Consider the following 14,682-nt stretch of genomic DNA (forward strand, 5'->3'; position numbering starts at 1 on the left):
TTTCGACGGCGCGCCTGATCAGCACGCTGTCGATATGCGCCAGGCGCATCCGCAAAGCGCCGTCACAAACGCACGGCAGACGAGCTGAACGCGCTCTGCCTGGCGGGGCCAGAAAGCACAATGCCCGCTACTCGAGCGGGCATTGACACGACAGCCGCGGCTTGGGGCCCGCGGACACCCGCCGCGCTTAGTTCGGGCGACGGTACGCTTCGGCGATCACTGCACAGTTTTGCAGATGCAGGTTCAGCGCATGCAGCGCCAGCGCGCGCAGCTTGCCGAAGAACGTGTTGGCAGCGGGGGTGGAACGGACGACATTCGATGCGGTATTCATGGCGACTCCTTATCAGGGTTTATACCTACGCAATAACCCGATTATAGCGATCTCGTGCCGCAGCGCAACAAAACAATATTTTTGGCGACGGCGCGACGCCAACGTCGCGCACCGGATACGGAAGATTCGTAAAGGGGCGGCATCGGTCGTGCAGGTATTAACAATCCGCACCGTACAGGTGCAATAATGACCCCTTTGCCTGCGACGCTTCGCCGCAGGCTCGCCGATATGACCATCGCCCAGACCCGAAAAGCTCTGATTGCGCCTCTTATCGTCGCGTGCGCGATGTTCATGGAAAGCGTCGACGCCAACGTGATTGTCACCGCGCTGCCGGCCATGGCGCGCGATTTCGGGCGCGATCCGGTCACGCTGAAGATCGCGGTGACAAGTTACGTGCTCGGGCTCGGCGTGTTCATCCCGGTATGCGGCTGGCTCGCCGACAAGTTCGGCGCGCGCACGGTATTCCGCACCGCGATCGGCATCTTCGTGACGGGTTCGCTGTTGTGCGCCGCGTCGAACTCGCTGGCCACTTTCACGGTAGCGCGTTTCATCCAGGGCGTCGGCGGCGCGATGATGGTGCCCGTCGGGCGGATCATCATCTTTCGCGTGGTGGAGAAAGCCGACTTCATCCGCGCGATGAATTACCTGAGCGTGCCCGCAATGCTCGGCCCTGCCGCCGGTCCGCTGCTCGGCGGCTTCATCACCACGTATCTGCACTGGCGGCTGATCTTCTTCATCAACGTGCCGATCGGTATTCTCGGCATCTATCTGACCAATCGCTATATCGCCAATACGCGCGAGCCCGACCCCGGCCCGCTCGACTGGATCGGTTTCCTGCTGTCGGCGGCGGGCGCGGTGCTGCTGTTGCTCGGCTTGTCGCTGGTCGGCGGCGAACTGATTTCGAATACGGACGCGTTCGGCATGTGCGCGCTCGGCGCGCTGCTGCTCGCGATCTACGTCGCGTATGCGCAGCGCGTCGCACTGCCGCTTCTGGATTTGCGTTTTCTCAAGGTGCCGACTTTCCAGGCGAGCGTGCTCGGCGGCTCGCTATTTCGCATCGGTCTCGGCGCGTTGCCGTTCCTGCTGCCGCTGCTGCTGCAGGAAGGCCACGGCATGAGCGCGTTCCAATCGGGGCTGATCACCTGCGCGTCCGCGTTCGGCGGCATGTTCATGCGCACGATCGCCTCCACGGTGCTGCGCCGCTTCGGCTTTCGCCAAGTGCTCGTGTTCAACGCCGCGCTATCGGGCATTTCGATCGCCGCGTGCGGGCTGTTTTTCCCGGACACGCCGACGTGGATCATCTGGATCGTCGTGTTGCTCGGCGGCTTCTTCCCCGCGTTGCAGTTCACGAGCCTCAATTCGCTGACCTACGCGGAGATCGCGAGCCGCGACGTCGGCCGCGCGACGAGCCTCGGCAGCGTCGTGCAGCAGATGTCGCTCGGCCTCGGCGTGACGGTCGGCGGCATCGTGCTGCAGATTTCGCGCGCGCTGCATGGGCATCCGAGCATCACCTGGTCGGATTTCTGGCCCGCGTTTCTCGTGGTCGGGCTATGCTCGTTCGCGTCGATTCCGGTCACGCTGCGCCTGCCGCGCGGCGCGGGCGCGGAGATTTCGCGAGGCGGGCGCGGCTGAGCCGGCTACCGTGTCCCCGCGCGAGCGCCCCGCACTTCACGGGTCCGGGCGCTCACGCGCGCTTGCGAATCACGCTCACTTCGCCATTGCGTTCGAGAATCGCGGCGGCCACGTCGTCCATCGAGCGCGAGCCGGTTTTCTGCCGCACGCTTTCCTCGATGTCGGTGCGCGTGACGAGCGCCGCGTGCATTTCGTTCGCGTGGAACTTGCCGTCGCTGAACACCTCGCGCTCGGCGCCGCCCACCAGCAGCTCGAAGCGGCGCGAGCGTATGAACGCCCACGCGAGCACCCGGTGACACACGACGATCGCGAACGACGCGACCACGGTCGCGATAAACGGCGACGCACCGACGATCGCTCGGCTCAGCGTCGCGCCGAGCAGAATCACGACGACCGAATCGAACGGCGAGCGCTGCCCGAATGAACGGCGCCCCGATACACGGATCAGCGCGAGCGCGATCACGAACACGGCGATCGAGCGCATACCCATCTGCAACGGATCGAGCTCCCTGCCCTGGCCGAATAGAACGAAAAACGCGTCCATCATGTTCGTCCTCCCCGCGACGGATTGCCGTGCGAATGTTCTGGTGTACGGATAGTTGCGAGCGAGACGAGCGCGCGACGCATCGCCGTCGCTCAGGCCAGCGCGCCGTCCGTTGCCCATGAGATGAGCGTATCGCCGAAACCGCCGCGCACGCGGGCCACGGTGCGCGCGCTCGTGGTCACGCGCGGCGCGGCGCTCCACGCGATGCGCGCGCCGGTCGCGATCAGGCGATCGACGAGCGCGGCGTCCTCGCTGCACTTGAGCGGCGGAAAGCCGCCCGCGCGCCGATAGGCGTCCGCGGAAACGCCGAGATTCGCGCCGTGCACATGACGATGTCCGTCGGCGTCGACATACGTCTTGCGAAAATATTCGCGCACGCTGTGCGGATGCGCGCTCCAGTCGTCGACGGCGATCGAGCCGCACACCGCGTCGGCGCCGAGCGCCAGTTGCGCGGCCAGCCAACCGGGCGACACGCGGCTGTCCGCATCGGTAAACGCCAGCCAGCGCGCGCCGTGCGCGAGCAGCAGCGACGCGCCGAGCGCCCGCGCGATCCCGACGTTGCGCGCCTTCAGCGTCAGCGTCTGCACGCCGTAAGCGCGCGCGATCGCCCCGCTGAAATCGCTGCACGCGTCGAGCGCGACGACGATCCGCACCTCCTCGCCGGCGAGCGCTTCATGTCGCGACGCTTCGAGCAAGGCCGCCAGGCACCGTGCGAGCAACGCCTCTTCGTTATGCGCCGGAACGATCACGCCGATCATAGAAGCCCCTCGCGCTGCGCGACCGAACGTGCGTCGCGCGACCACACGTCGATCAGCAAGTCGGCTTCGTCATGATGCGCGAGACGCGCGAGACCGCAGCGCGCATCGAATAGCGCGTGCGCATGGTCGGCGGATTCGCGCGCTTCGGCGAACGGCCGGCGCCAATGACAGGCGAGCAGCGTGCCGTCCGCCGTCAGCGACCCGGCGATGCGCGCGGCCAGCGTTTCGAGCTCGGCCGCGTCGAGGTAATACGCGAACTCGCTGATCACGATCAGATCGAACGGCCCGTGCTCCGTCGGCCAGTCGCGCGGCACCCTGCGCTGCTCGATCCGCACGTTCGATGCGCCCGCCACGCGTTCACACGCAAGCTCGACGGCGCGCGCGTGCAGATCGGCGGCGAGCAGCGCGTCGCAGCGCGTCGCGAGCCCGGCCGTCAACTCGCCGTTCGCGCAGCCCGGTTCGAACGCGTTGCGATAGCGCGGCCGCGGCAGCAGCGCGAGCGTCAGCGAACGCTTGCGGCGTTCGTACCAGCCTTCGCGCAAACGCCACGGATCGTCGCTGCGTCGGTAGAGTTCATCGAAGTACGGCACCGTCGAGCTCATCTCAGCGATCCTCCCAAGGCTGGGGGAAAAAAGTCATAGCGTCCACGGCGCGAGTGTTTGCGAAGACGCCCGATGCGATGCCGGCGCGGCAGTCGTGTCAGCGGCCTCGACGAGCCGTTCGCCGAGCGCTGCGAGGTCGCGTTCCGCGTGGCTCTGCCGCAGAAACACCGGCAGGTCGGCGAGCGCCCGCGCGAAGCGCGCGTCGCGGCACAACGGGCCCGCGCCGAGCGCGCGCGTCGCGTGCTCGATCACGGCGCTCGCGGCCTGCTCGACGACCAGACGCGCGCGCAACACGCGCGTCGCTGCATCGGCCGACGGCTGCGCGTCGATCCACGCGGCGGTTTCGCGCAGCAGCGCGGCGGCCGACTGCAAGGCGACATCGGTCGCACCGAGATGAGCCAGCCGATGCGCGTCCGCGTGCCGGGCGCACGCGTCGCGCAGCGTGCGCGCGATTTGCGCGGCCGCGCCGTACCAGCACGCGGCGATACCGGCGCCGCCATGCCAGAAGCCCGCGCGGCGCAGATACGCATGCGGCGCGCCGACGAGCGTCGCCACGGTGTCTTTGAACGTGACATCCGCGCTCGCGGTCGCCTGCATGCCGACGGCCTGCCACTTCGATGTATCGATCGAGATCGAGGTCTGGTCCAGCGCGAGCGCCGCGAGCACGGGCTCGTCGTCGCGCCATGCGGTCACGAGCGCATGGGTGAGCGCCCGCGCGCCGGAGCACCAGGCTTTGGTGCCGGACAGGTGCACCTGCGCGCCCTCGCCGGCAACGTTCTGGATTCCTTCATCGATGGCGCGCACCCGCGCGTGCGGCGCCTCTGCGGCCCACACGCCCCAGCGGCTTGCCGCGGGCGGCAGCGGACCATCGAGCTCGGCGAGAATCGCGAGCGCATCGGTATGGCCTTCGAACAGTTTGACGAGACCGAGGTCGCATGCGGCAACGGCGGCCAGCGCGCGCCAGCGCACCGGCGTCTCGCCATGCCCCGGCAATGGCAAGGTCGGCGCGCGATCGTAGCCGCGCTCGATCAGGTCAGCGAGCAGCGCTCCGAGGGCAGCGGGATCGTTCGCATCGAAACGCGCGTCGCGCAGAAAATCGTCGAGCGAGATAGCTGGCTTGCCGGGCTGCGGCGCGCGGGCGCTCGCGCGTAGTGCGCGGCCACCGTGTTGATTTGAGACCTGCCGTGACTGGGCCTTGAAGCTGGCCGCATGGTCGCGCGTGTCGAGCATCGTGCCTCCCTGCACCGGTTCGATCCACGGCCAGCCGAGCGGCGGCGGACCGGAACGTATGCAGAGTCGCAGCAAACACCGTGCCCCGGCTGGCGGGGCAGCCGCGCAGCGAAAAAGCGGCTACGTCCCGCCGCTTCCGCTCAGACGTCCATCCGCCTTCCCGAGCAACGCGTCAAGGACCGCCATCTCGACCGGCTTCACGAGGTGCGCATGGAAACCCGCGTTGCGAGTTCGATCGAGATCGCTCGCATGGCCGAAACCCGTCATCGCCGCGTACATCGTGCGCAACATCTCGGGCCGCGCGCGCATCGCCGCAAGCGTCGCATAGCCATCCATCTTCGGCATCGCGAGGTCGATCAGCGCGAGATGCGGCGAGAAGCGCGGCGCGATCTGCAGGGCCTGCTCGCCCTCGTAGGCTATACGCACCTCGTGGCCCTTCAGTTCGAGCAGCATCGCTAGGCTGTCGGCCGAATCGCGATTGTCGTCGACGAGGAGAATGCGCAGCGGCTGCACGTGGGGCGCGGCATCGATCGTGCCGCTCTCCGCGGTGTCGGACTGCGCGGAGGCGAGCGGCAGACTCAGCGTGAACGTGCTGCCGAGTCCCAGTCCTTCGCTGCTCGCGACGATGCTGCCGCCATGCATTTCGACGAGCGACTTGCACAGCGTCAGGCCGATCCCAAGGCCGCCCTCGCCGAAACTTTGCCCTTCCTTCTCCTGCGCGAACAGTTCGAAGATCTTGTCGAGCGAGCGCACCGGAATGCCGCAGCCGGGGTCGCGCACTTCGAGCACCGCCATGCGAAAGTCGACACGTCCCTGCATCTCGATCGCGCTGCCGTTCGGCGAAAACTTCGACGCGTTGTGCAGCAGGTTTTGCAGGACCTGCACGAGCCTCGTCATGTCGCCGCGAATCATCACGGGAGCGTCGGGTACATGCGCGACCACGCGCTGCTCGCGCGAGTCGGTGAACGGCCGCGCCGCTTCGATCGCGCGCGCGACGAGCTCGGCGAGATCGACGCGCGCAATACGCAGTTCGACCTTGTCGGACATGATGCGGCCGATATCGAGCAGATCGTCGACGAGTCGCGTCAGGTGGGTGACCTGGCGATCGATCAGATCGCGCGCCCGCGCGACCACCGGGCTCAGATCGGTTTCCATCTGCATCGTGCCGACCGCGTTGCGCACCGGCGCGAGCGGATTGCGCAGTTCGTGCGCGAGCGTCGCGAGAAATTCGCGCATGCGCTCCCCGGAGCGCTCCAGTTCCTCGCGCCGGCGCCGCTCGGTCAAATCGCGCGTGACCTTGGCGAAGCCGCGCAAGCGTCGCGATTCGTCATAGACGGCCGTGATGATCACGTTGGCCCAGAACGTCGAACCGTCCTTGCGCATGCGCCAGCCTTCGTCTTCGACGGCGCCGATCTGGCGCGCGATCGCGAGCTCGCGCGCGGGCTTGCCGGCCGCGGCCTCCTCGGGCACATAGAACTGCGAGAAGTGCCTGCCGACGATTTCGTCGTGCGTATAGCCCTTGATGCGCGCGGCGCCCGAATTCCAGCTGACGACGAAGCCTTGCGGATCGAGCATGAAGATCGCGTAGTCCTTCACGCTATCGACGAGCAGTCGGAAGCGCTCCTCGCTCTGGCGCAGCGCTTCGAGGTATTCGCGCTGCGCGGTCAGGTCGCGCGTGATCTTCGCGAAGCCCGTGACCTCGCCCTTCTCGCTGCGTATCGCGGTGATCACGACATTCGCCCAGAACGTCGTGCCGTCCTTGCGCACGCGCCAGCCTTCATCTTCGAAACGGCCGGTCAGCGCCGCCTGTTCCAGCTCGTAGGTCGGCCAGCCGCGCGCGACGGCTTCCTCGGTATAGAAGCGCGAGAAATGCTGACCGACGATCTCGCTCTGCGCATAACCCTTCAGCTTCTGGGCGCCGGCATTCCAGCTGACGATGTTACCTTTCGCATCGAGCAGAAAGATCGCGTAATCCGAAATCGCCTGCACGAGCGACAAATAATCAACGCCGACGGGCGCCGACGGCGCGACCTCGGCCTGCACTCGAGCGCGCTCGGCGTGGTCGTGGGAAGAAGAAGCATCGAGCTGGGTCATGGCGGACACGTCATTGGAACTTTCGTTTTAAGCAACCCTCGCGCCTGGCCGGCGGCGAAGCCCTCGCGCAAGCGGTTGCGCGGTCCACGGAGGGGCCGTGATGCGTCGCGAAGGGCGCCCGCGCGCCGGCTGACAAGGCGCAAAGCTTATAACGGCGAGCCTCGCGATAGCCAGCGGGGCATGACGGAAAACGTCGCCGCGCCGCGGTTTCGGCTTTCCGTTTTGGCCTTCGTTGGCAAAAACAGGAGTGTCAATTGAAAAAGGTATTCACGACGCGGCGGCCTGCGCGATTGACCACCATGAGGCCAGCAAGAAAGACAAGGGCGCGAGCGCCGCGGCCGCTGCGAGTCGACCCGCTGGACCATACTGCCTGCCGCGAGGAACAAGAGTAGATAACAGCGGGCCGACCGTCGCGTGATGCCAACGGCCGGCCCGGCTCGACATCGCTGAGAATCGGCACGCGTCGCCAATCGAAACTGCTGCCGCGCGGGCGCGCCCGTCAAGCCGCCGCGCCGATCTTTTCCGCGAGCTTCGCGTCGTAGCTCGAATGGACATGCACGCGTTTTTTGTCGGGATACGCGTACGCGTACGCCTTGCGCAGCGCGAGCGACGCCTCGTGAAAGCCCGACAGGATCAGCTTCTGCTTGTTCGGATAGTTCGCGATGTCGCCGACGGCGAAGATGCCCGGCCGCGAGCTTTCGTAGTTCGAGGTATCAACGTCGACGCGCCCGCCATGAATCGTCAGTCCCCATTGCGCGATCGGTCCGAGATCGGCGACGAGTCCATACAGCGCGATCAGATGCTCGGCTTCGAGCTGTGTCTCGCCGTTGACCTGCCGCAGCGTCAGCGAACGCAGCGCGCCGTCTTCCACATCGAGCGCCGCGATCCCGCCGACGACGAAGTCCATCTCGCCAGCGTCGACCGCGCGCCGCATCAGCTCGACGCTCGAATCGGCCGCGCTGAAGCCGGCGCGCCGATGCACGAGGGTCACGCGCCGCGCGACCTTGCGTAGTGCCAGCGCCCAGTCGAGCGCCGAATCGCCGCCGCCCGCGACGACCACGTTTTTGTCGGCGAAATCGGCGAGGCGCGGCACGCTGTAGTGCACGTAGCGCTGTTCCAGCGGCGCGGCCTCGGGGAGCGTGAGCTTTTGCGGGACGAACGCGCCGTTGCCGGCGGCGAGCAGGATCGCCGCGACGTCGAACACGAGGCCGCGCTGCGTGCGCACGGTCCAGCGTCCGTCGTCGCGCTGCTCGACCGTGTCGACGCGCTGTTCCAGATGAATCGGCACATCGAACGGCTTGCACTGCGCGACCAGTCGCTCGACCAGTTCGCGCGCGGTGCACGACGGAATCGCGGGGATATCGTAGATCGGCTTGTCGGGATACAGCTCGATGCATTGGCCGCCGACCCGTCCGAGTATGTCGACGATCTGACAGGTGAGGCCGATCACGCCGGCCTCGAACGCCGCGAACAGAGCCACGGGACCGGCGCCGACGATCAGGACATCGGTGCGGATCGGCGAGGTGGGCACAGCGGACGGATCGGTGGCAACGGTCATGGGGCAGGTCTCCGGATCACGGTGAAAGGCGCAATGGAAGCGTCGATGACCCACCATACCGAATCGGCCCGCACGCGGCAACGATGCCATCGTCGACGGTAAGGGTGCTGGGCGGGCACGCTCAACGCCGGAAAGTGGCTACCTGAAAATACCTGGAATCGGCCATTCTTATGATCCAAACGACGGACTAAGCTAACACCTGTCCGATGCATCGCATCGTCCAACCCGCCAAGGAGCCCATCATGGAACAACGTCTCGACTTCTACAAAGCCAATCCCGCCGCGATCAAATCGCTGCTCGGCGTCGAAGAGCGCATCGGCAAATCGTCGCTCGAAAAATCGCTGACCGAACTGGTGCGGCTGCGCGCGTCGCAGATCAACGGCTGCGCGTATTGCGTCGATATGCATACGGCGGACGCGCGCAAGGGCGGCGAAACCGAGCGGCGTCTCGCGACCGTCGTCGTGTGGCGCGAAACGCCGTTCTTCACGGACCGCGAACGCGCGGCGCTCAAGTGGACCGAAGCGCTCACGCTGGTGTCGCACGATCATGTGCCCGACGCGGTATGGCAGGCGGTGCGGCCGCATTTCAGCAACGAGGAACTGGTCGACCTGACGCTGCTCGTCTCGGCGATCAATGCATGGAACCGCTTCGCGATCTCGTTCCGGAAGATGCCGGCCTGAGCGGCGGCATGACGGCAGCATGAGGCGACGCACTGCCCGCCTCACTCCCCGATCCACGACCCCCGCAGGTCGCTGTCATGCAGCAACTGCAACAGCGTGCCCGCCGGGCGACTCAAGCGCTTCGCCGCCAGCGCGATGAATTCCACCGACGGCAGGGTCGGCAGTCCGGTCGCATTCAACGGCGGCGCGAGGCCGCGCGCGGCCAGATACTGCGGCCGCACGGTGATGCCGAGTCCGCCGCGCGCGGCCGCGATACAGCCGGAATGACTGCTGCTCGTGCAGACAATCTGCCAGCTCGCGCCGGCTTCGGCGAGCGCATCGAGCACGACCGCGCGCGTCACGCTCGGCTCGGCGACCAGAATCAGCGGCAGCGGCTGACTCAGATCGACCAGCGTGCCCGTCCGCGCGAGCCATTCGAGGCGCCCGGTGAAGAGCGGCACGCCGCGCCGGTCACCGAGCCGGCGCTTGCCGACCAGCAGATCGATCGCGCCCGCGTCGAGCAACTCGTAGAGCCTGCCCGTCATGCCGATCGTGATTTCCAGTTCGACGTCGGGATGCGCGTTGCGAAACGCCGCGAGCACGGTGGGGAGCGGGCCGAGCGCGATGTCGTCCGACGAGCCGAGCCGCACGCGCCCCTTCAGACGCGGCGCGCGAAACTGCGATTCCGCGCGCGACAGCGCCTGCAGGATCATGCTCGCATGCGCGAGCATCGCTTCGCCGTCGGGTGTCATCGCGAGCGAATGGGTGTCGCGCACGAACAGGCGCCGGCCCACGCTCTGTTCGAGGCGCCGGATATGTTCGCTGACGCTCGACTGCGTCAGGTCGAGCCGCCGCCCCGCTTCGCTGAAGCTATGGCAAGCCGCGACGGTCGAGAAGGTCTTGAGCCAGATTGGATTGAGCATGCGCGATTGTGGCGCTGCTTATCGGCATTGTCGATAACAGTCAGCGAGCTTAGCGGGGTTCCCGATCGACGAGAATGTCAATAAGATGACGGAATTCCGCCTGGCCCCGCTCTGGCGGCGCTTTGCCGCCGCCGCGCCCGCTGTCGAAAACATGACCAAGGATTCCTCTCAAACCGCCCTACTATGGATCGTCGCCGCCGGCTTCTTCATGCAGTCGCTCGACACGACGATCGTCAACACCGCGCTGCCGTCGATCGCGAACAGCCTGCGCGTCGCGCCGCTCGCGATGCAACCGGTCGTCGTCGCCTACACGCTGACGATGGCGATGCTGACGCCCGCCTCCGGCTGGCTTGCCGACCGCTTCGGCACCCGCCGCGTCTATTTCGCCGCCATTCTCGTGTTCGTGCTCGGCTCGATCTGCTGCTCGAGCGCGCACACGCTCGGCCAGCTCGTGATGGCGCGCGTGCTGCAAGGCCTCGGCGGCTCGATGCTGCTGCCGATCGGACGCCTCGCGGTGCTGCGCAGCGTGTCGGGCGAGCAATACGTGTCGGCGCTCGCGTTCATATCGATCGCGGGGCAGCTCGGCCCGATCGCCGGGCCAACGCTCGGCGGCTGGTTCGTGCAGGCGATCACGTGGCACTGGATCTTTCTGATCAACGTGCCGATCGGCGCGCTCGGTCTGTACGCGGTGCACCGCTTTCTGCCGTCGCATGACGAGACTCAGGCGCCGCCGTTCGATGTGATCGGCTGCGCCCTGCTGTCGTTGTGCATGATCGCGTTTTCGCTCGCGATCGACGCGCCGGTCCCTTCGCATCGCGCGGCGTGGTCGGCGGGGCTGTTCGCGTTGGCCGTCGCCAGCGCGCTCGCCTATATTCCGTACGCCAGAAACCGCCGCGATCCGCTGTTCAAGCTGTCGCTGTTCGGCGAGCCGAACTTCAGCGTCGGCCTGATCGGCAACCTCGTATGCCGGGTCGGTTCGAGCGCGGTGCCGTTCCTCGTGCCGCTGCTGCTGCAATTGCAGCTCGGCTACTCGCCGCTGCACTCGGGTCTGATGATGCTGCCCGCGGCACTCGCCGGCACGCTCGCGAAACGCTGGATCGCGCCGCTCGTGCGCCGCTACGGCTACGACACGTTCCTGCTCGTCAACACGGTCATCGTCGGCGCGGCGATCGTCGCGTTCTCGCTGATTTCGCTCGGCACACCGCTCGTGATCGAAATCGCGATCCTCGCGGTGTTCGGCGCGGCCAACTCGATGCAGTTCGCGGCGATGAACAGTGTCACGCTGAAGGACCTGTCGCACGAAGACGCTGGCATGGGCAATAGCCTGTTCTCGATGGTGCAGATGCTCGCGATCGGGCTTGGCGTGTCGATCGGCGGAGGGCTCGTCAATCTGTTCGCGGCGCAATGGTCGGCGGCGCTCGGCTTCCGGCTCGCATTCGTGTGCGTCGGCGCGATCACGCTCGTGTCCGCGTGGATCTTCCGCCACCTCGACGACCCGTCGGGCACGCGCGTGATTCGCGGCCAGGCTGCGCCGAGCGTGGGGCGTTGAGACGCGACGCGTTTCATCGTGTGCCGGCGCATGCATTCGAATGGTCTTCGCGTTAGCATGTCGAGCATCCATGGCTACCAGGCAGGGAGCCCCGATGCCATTCGATGAGCGCGTGCTGAACGGCATGGGCGTCCTGACTGCGATCGTCGATTGCGGCAGTTTCGCGGCCGCCGGTGAAGCGCTCGACATGTCGCAATCGGGCGTAAGCCGTTCGGTCGCCCGGCTCGAAGCACGCCTCGGCATTCGTCTGTTCGACCGCACCACGCGCTCGGTCACGCTGACCGACGAAGGCCGGCGATTCTACGAGCAGATCGTGCCGTTGCTCGGCGGACTCGAGGAAGCGGCCGCCTCCGCCGCGCAGGGCGCGACCGCGGTGCGCGGGCGTCTGCGCGTCAATATGGACCCATTCTTTTCGCGGCTCGTGCTCGGGCCGCGCCTCGGCGGTTTCATCGACAAACATCCGGACCTGCAACTCGAACTCGTCACGCGCGACCAGTTGGGCGACATGGTCGGGGACGGCTTCGATGTCGCGATCCGCTTCGGCGACCCGCCGGTGTCGACGCTCGTCGCCCGCAAGCTGCTCGATACGCGCATCCTGACCGTCGCGGCGCCGTCGTATCTGAAGAAGCATGGCAAGCCGGCGAATCCGGGCGAGCTCGAAGACGGCCGGCATATCTGCATCAAGTTTCGCGATCCGCTCACAGGTTATCCGTTCAGCTGGGAATTCCATCGCGGCCGCAAGCAGCTCGCGCTGACGCCGCAGGGACGGCTGACCGTCAACGACGTCGGCACGCTGCATAGCGTATGCATCGCGGGCCAGGGCATCGCGCAGATTCTCGCGCTCGGCGCGGAGTCGCTGCTCGCGAGCGGCAAGCTGATCGAGCTCTTTCCGGATTGGGGCGACGAGGTGTACCCGCTGTACGCGCTGTATCCGTCGCGGCACCATCCGCCGGCCAAGGTGCGCGTGTTTCTCGACTTCATCATGTCGCTGACGGGCGGCAGGCCGCGCCACGCGGCTGCCTGAGCGCGGAACTTCTGTTTGCTCCCGCCCGGGTCCGCGTCTTGCTGCCGGAGGCTTGTCTTCCCTCCAGGAGAGCAGCGATGAGCAAGACGACGGAAAAATCCCAAGGCGAAGCAAAAAGCGCGGCCGAGAACGAATCGAAAAGCGAGGCCAGCGCCCAGACCGAGGATTTTGCGCATCCGCACCGCGCCGTGCATAGCGACAACGCGAAGAGCAAGATGCCCGAGCGCCACGACGAAGGTCACAAGCAGTCTCCGGCGGACCGTCCCGGCAAAAAGCCCGGCGAGGGCGAACCGTCAGTCGGTTGAAAAAATAGAACCCTATATCAGAGCGGCCCTGGCTGCGTCGTGGACCCGGGCCGCATCACTTTTCCCTTCCAGAACCTTTCTGTAAGCAAACATTTCTTCCTCATTTTTACCGAATATTTTTTTGACGCCTTGGACTATTTTTGCTGCTTGCAGCAAGGTGTGCGCCCTGCGACCCGGCTGCCGCTTTCCGCCGGTTTATGCCGCTTCCGATCGATAAAAGGCGTCATCATGTCCAACGCGTCAAGTTCTCCCCTCGCCCGTGCGGCCGTCGCCCAAGTGTCCATCTGCGTGCCCACCTGCAATCGTCCCGACCTGCTGATCGAATGCATCGACTCGTGCCTCGCGCAAACCTATCCGCATGTCGAAATCGTGATTGGCGACGATTCGACGGACGCGCGCTCGCGGCAACTGGTCTTGCAGCGTTACCGCGACGAGCCGCGCGTGCGCTACGAGAAGCACGAGCCGCCGCTTGGCCAGGCGCGCAATGTGTCGAGCCTGTTCGAGCGGGCGCGCGGCGACAAGATCCTGCTGATCCACGACGACGATCTGCTGACGAGCGACGCCGTCGACAAACTTGTGTCGTTATGGGAGCGCTATCCGCGGCTCGATGCGGCATTCGGTGCGCAATACGAAGCGGATCACGACGGTGCGATCGATCTCGCCGCGAGCGCGCGCCTGAACGAGGCGTTCCGGCGCACTCAGGCCAGCGAGGGTCTCCAGCCGCTCGCGGGCCGCACGGGCCTGATCCAGATGTTTCCGAACAATGGCTGGATGGCCGACGCGCGGCTCGTCAAGCGGGTCGGCTACGACGCGCGGTATGACGTCTGCTGCGACTACGTGTTCGGCACCGAGCTATGCCTGGCCGCGCGCGAGGTGTTTTATCTGCACGACTACGTGTCGGTGTATCGGAAGACCGCGACGTCGGTCTCGCACGGCACGCGCGGCACGAGCATGGCCGCAACGTCGAGCGCCTATGCGTTCGTGAAGTCGCTGCGTCTGCCGGCGCCGCTCGAACCGTCGCGGCGGCAGGCGCTGCGGCGGCTAGTACCGATCGTGGTGTCGATTCACGCGAGAAACGGCGAGGCGCGCGCGGGCTGGCGGATCGCGCGCGCGCATCTGTTCGCCTACAACTACGGCTTTAGCGCGCGGCTCTACTACCATCTGCTGATGCTGGCGCGCGCGGCCTGGCGTGGCCGTCTGCCGATGCCGCGCGCGGCGGCCGATGCTGTCGGCGGCGTAGCGGCGACGCCGTCGATGGCGACGGTCGCGGCCGTTGGCGCGGCCACGGTGAATGAGGCCGCGAGGGTCGATGAGTTCGTCGACAACGGGTCGAAGCCGGTATGAACTGCGACCGGTGCGAGCGCGTGCAAGGCGATTTTCTGCCAAGCATTCCCTGCTAGGCAAACGCGTATTCGTTGCTTGGTCCCGCCCGCGCCGCTGATTACGATGGGTACGACCCGTCTTCGCAGCAGA

General features: G+C 66.4%; 14 protein-coding genes. 6 read left to right on the forward strand and 8 right to left on the reverse strand.

What is annotated here, in order from left to right; all coding sequences use genetic code 11:
* Positions 1 to 187: 187 nt before the first annotated feature.
* Positions 188 to 331: a hypothetical protein gene (locus HDG39_RS05245; RefSeq protein WP_018417771.1), complete on the reverse strand. Its 144-nt coding sequence runs from the start codon at positions 329 to 331 to the stop codon at positions 188 to 190.
* Between the two features lie 228 nt (positions 332 to 559).
* Between HDG39_RS05245 and HDG39_RS05250 the strand changes: the two genes are divergently transcribed.
* Entirely contained in the window at positions 560 to 1,963 is a 1,404-nt protein-coding gene (locus HDG39_RS05250) for an MFS transporter (protein ID WP_184003812.1), read from the forward strand.
* A 52-nt stretch (positions 1,964 to 2,015) separates the two neighbouring features.
* Here the strand turns inward: HDG39_RS05250 and HDG39_RS05255 are convergent, their stop codons facing one another.
* The 6 genes from HDG39_RS05255 to HDG39_RS05280 form a co-directional block, all read right to left on the reverse strand.
* Positions 2,016 to 2,510 (reverse strand): DUF421 domain-containing protein, encoded by a 495-nt coding sequence (locus HDG39_RS05255; protein ID WP_184003814.1) that lies wholly within the window; start codon positions 2,508 to 2,510, stop codon positions 2,016 to 2,018.
* An 89-nt stretch (positions 2,511 to 2,599) separates the two neighbouring features.
* A complete protein-coding gene (locus HDG39_RS05260) occupies positions 2,600 to 3,265 on the reverse strand; it encodes a glycosyltransferase family 2 protein (RefSeq protein ID WP_018417768.1) in 666 nt (221 codons plus the stop codon).
* Positions 3,262 to 3,867 (reverse strand): SAM-dependent methyltransferase, encoded by a 606-nt coding sequence (locus HDG39_RS05265; protein ID WP_184003816.1) that lies wholly within the window; start codon positions 3,865 to 3,867, stop codon positions 3,262 to 3,264. The genes HDG39_RS05260 and HDG39_RS05265 overlap by 4 nt, the downstream gene beginning before the upstream one ends.
* Positions 3,868 to 3,900: 33 nt before the next feature.
* Positions 3,901 to 5,097 (reverse strand): acyl-CoA dehydrogenase family protein, encoded by a 1,197-nt coding sequence (locus HDG39_RS05270; RefSeq protein WP_184004194.1) that lies wholly within the window; start codon positions 5,095 to 5,097, stop codon positions 3,901 to 3,903.
* 120 nt (positions 5,098 to 5,217) lie between these two features.
* Positions 5,218 to 7,191: a PAS domain-containing hybrid sensor histidine kinase/response regulator gene (locus HDG39_RS05275; RefSeq protein WP_184003818.1), complete on the reverse strand. Its 1,974-nt coding sequence runs from the start codon at positions 7,189 to 7,191 to the stop codon at positions 5,218 to 5,220.
* A gap of 499 nt (positions 7,192 to 7,690) precedes the next feature.
* The gene (locus HDG39_RS05280; RefSeq protein WP_184003820.1) at positions 7,691 to 8,749 is read right to left on the reverse strand and encodes an NAD(P)/FAD-dependent oxidoreductase; all 1,059 of its coding nucleotides are present in this window, start codon (positions 8,747 to 8,749) and stop codon (positions 7,691 to 7,693) included.
* 242 nt (positions 8,750 to 8,991) lie between these two features.
* Between HDG39_RS05280 and HDG39_RS05285 the strand changes: the two genes are divergently transcribed.
* Positions 8,992 to 9,429 (forward strand): carboxymuconolactone decarboxylase family protein, encoded by a 438-nt coding sequence (locus HDG39_RS05285; RefSeq protein WP_184003822.1) that lies wholly within the window; start codon positions 8,992 to 8,994, stop codon positions 9,427 to 9,429.
* 41 nt (positions 9,430 to 9,470) lie between these two features.
* Here HDG39_RS05285 and HDG39_RS05290 read toward each other — a convergent pair whose 3' ends face one another.
* Entirely contained in the window at positions 9,471 to 10,331 is an 861-nt protein-coding gene (locus HDG39_RS05290) for a LysR family transcriptional regulator (protein ID WP_184003824.1), read from the reverse strand.
* A gap of 151 nt (positions 10,332 to 10,482) precedes the next feature.
* Between HDG39_RS05290 and HDG39_RS05295 the strand changes: the two genes are divergently transcribed.
* The 4 genes from HDG39_RS05295 to HDG39_RS05310 all read left to right on the forward strand — a co-directional run bounded on the left by HDG39_RS05295 (position 10,483) and on the right by HDG39_RS05310 (position 14,553).
* On the forward strand, positions 10,483 to 11,880 hold the full coding sequence (locus tag HDG39_RS05295; protein WP_221305632.1) for a DHA2 family efflux MFS transporter permease subunit: 1,398 nt from the start codon (positions 10,483 to 10,485) through the stop codon (positions 11,878 to 11,880).
* A 94-nt stretch (positions 11,881 to 11,974) separates the two neighbouring features.
* Entirely contained in the window at positions 11,975 to 12,904 is a 930-nt protein-coding gene (locus HDG39_RS05300; protein ID WP_184003826.1) for a LysR family transcriptional regulator, read from the forward strand.
* Between the two features lie 77 nt (positions 12,905 to 12,981).
* Positions 12,982 to 13,209 (forward strand): hypothetical protein, encoded by a 228-nt coding sequence (locus HDG39_RS05305; protein ID WP_184003828.1) that lies wholly within the window; start codon positions 12,982 to 12,984, stop codon positions 13,207 to 13,209.
* A gap of 228 nt (positions 13,210 to 13,437) precedes the next feature.
* Positions 13,438 to 14,553: a glycosyltransferase family 2 protein gene (locus tag HDG39_RS05310; protein WP_184003830.1), complete on the forward strand. Its 1,116-nt coding sequence runs from the start codon at positions 13,438 to 13,440 to the stop codon at positions 14,551 to 14,553.
* Positions 14,554 to 14,682: the final 129 nt, after the last annotated feature.

Origin of the sequence: Paraburkholderia lebeckiae, assembly GCF_014201005.1 — a bacterium.
Classification (GTDB): domain Bacteria; phylum Pseudomonadota; class Gammaproteobacteria; order Burkholderiales; family Burkholderiaceae; genus Paraburkholderia; species Paraburkholderia tuberum.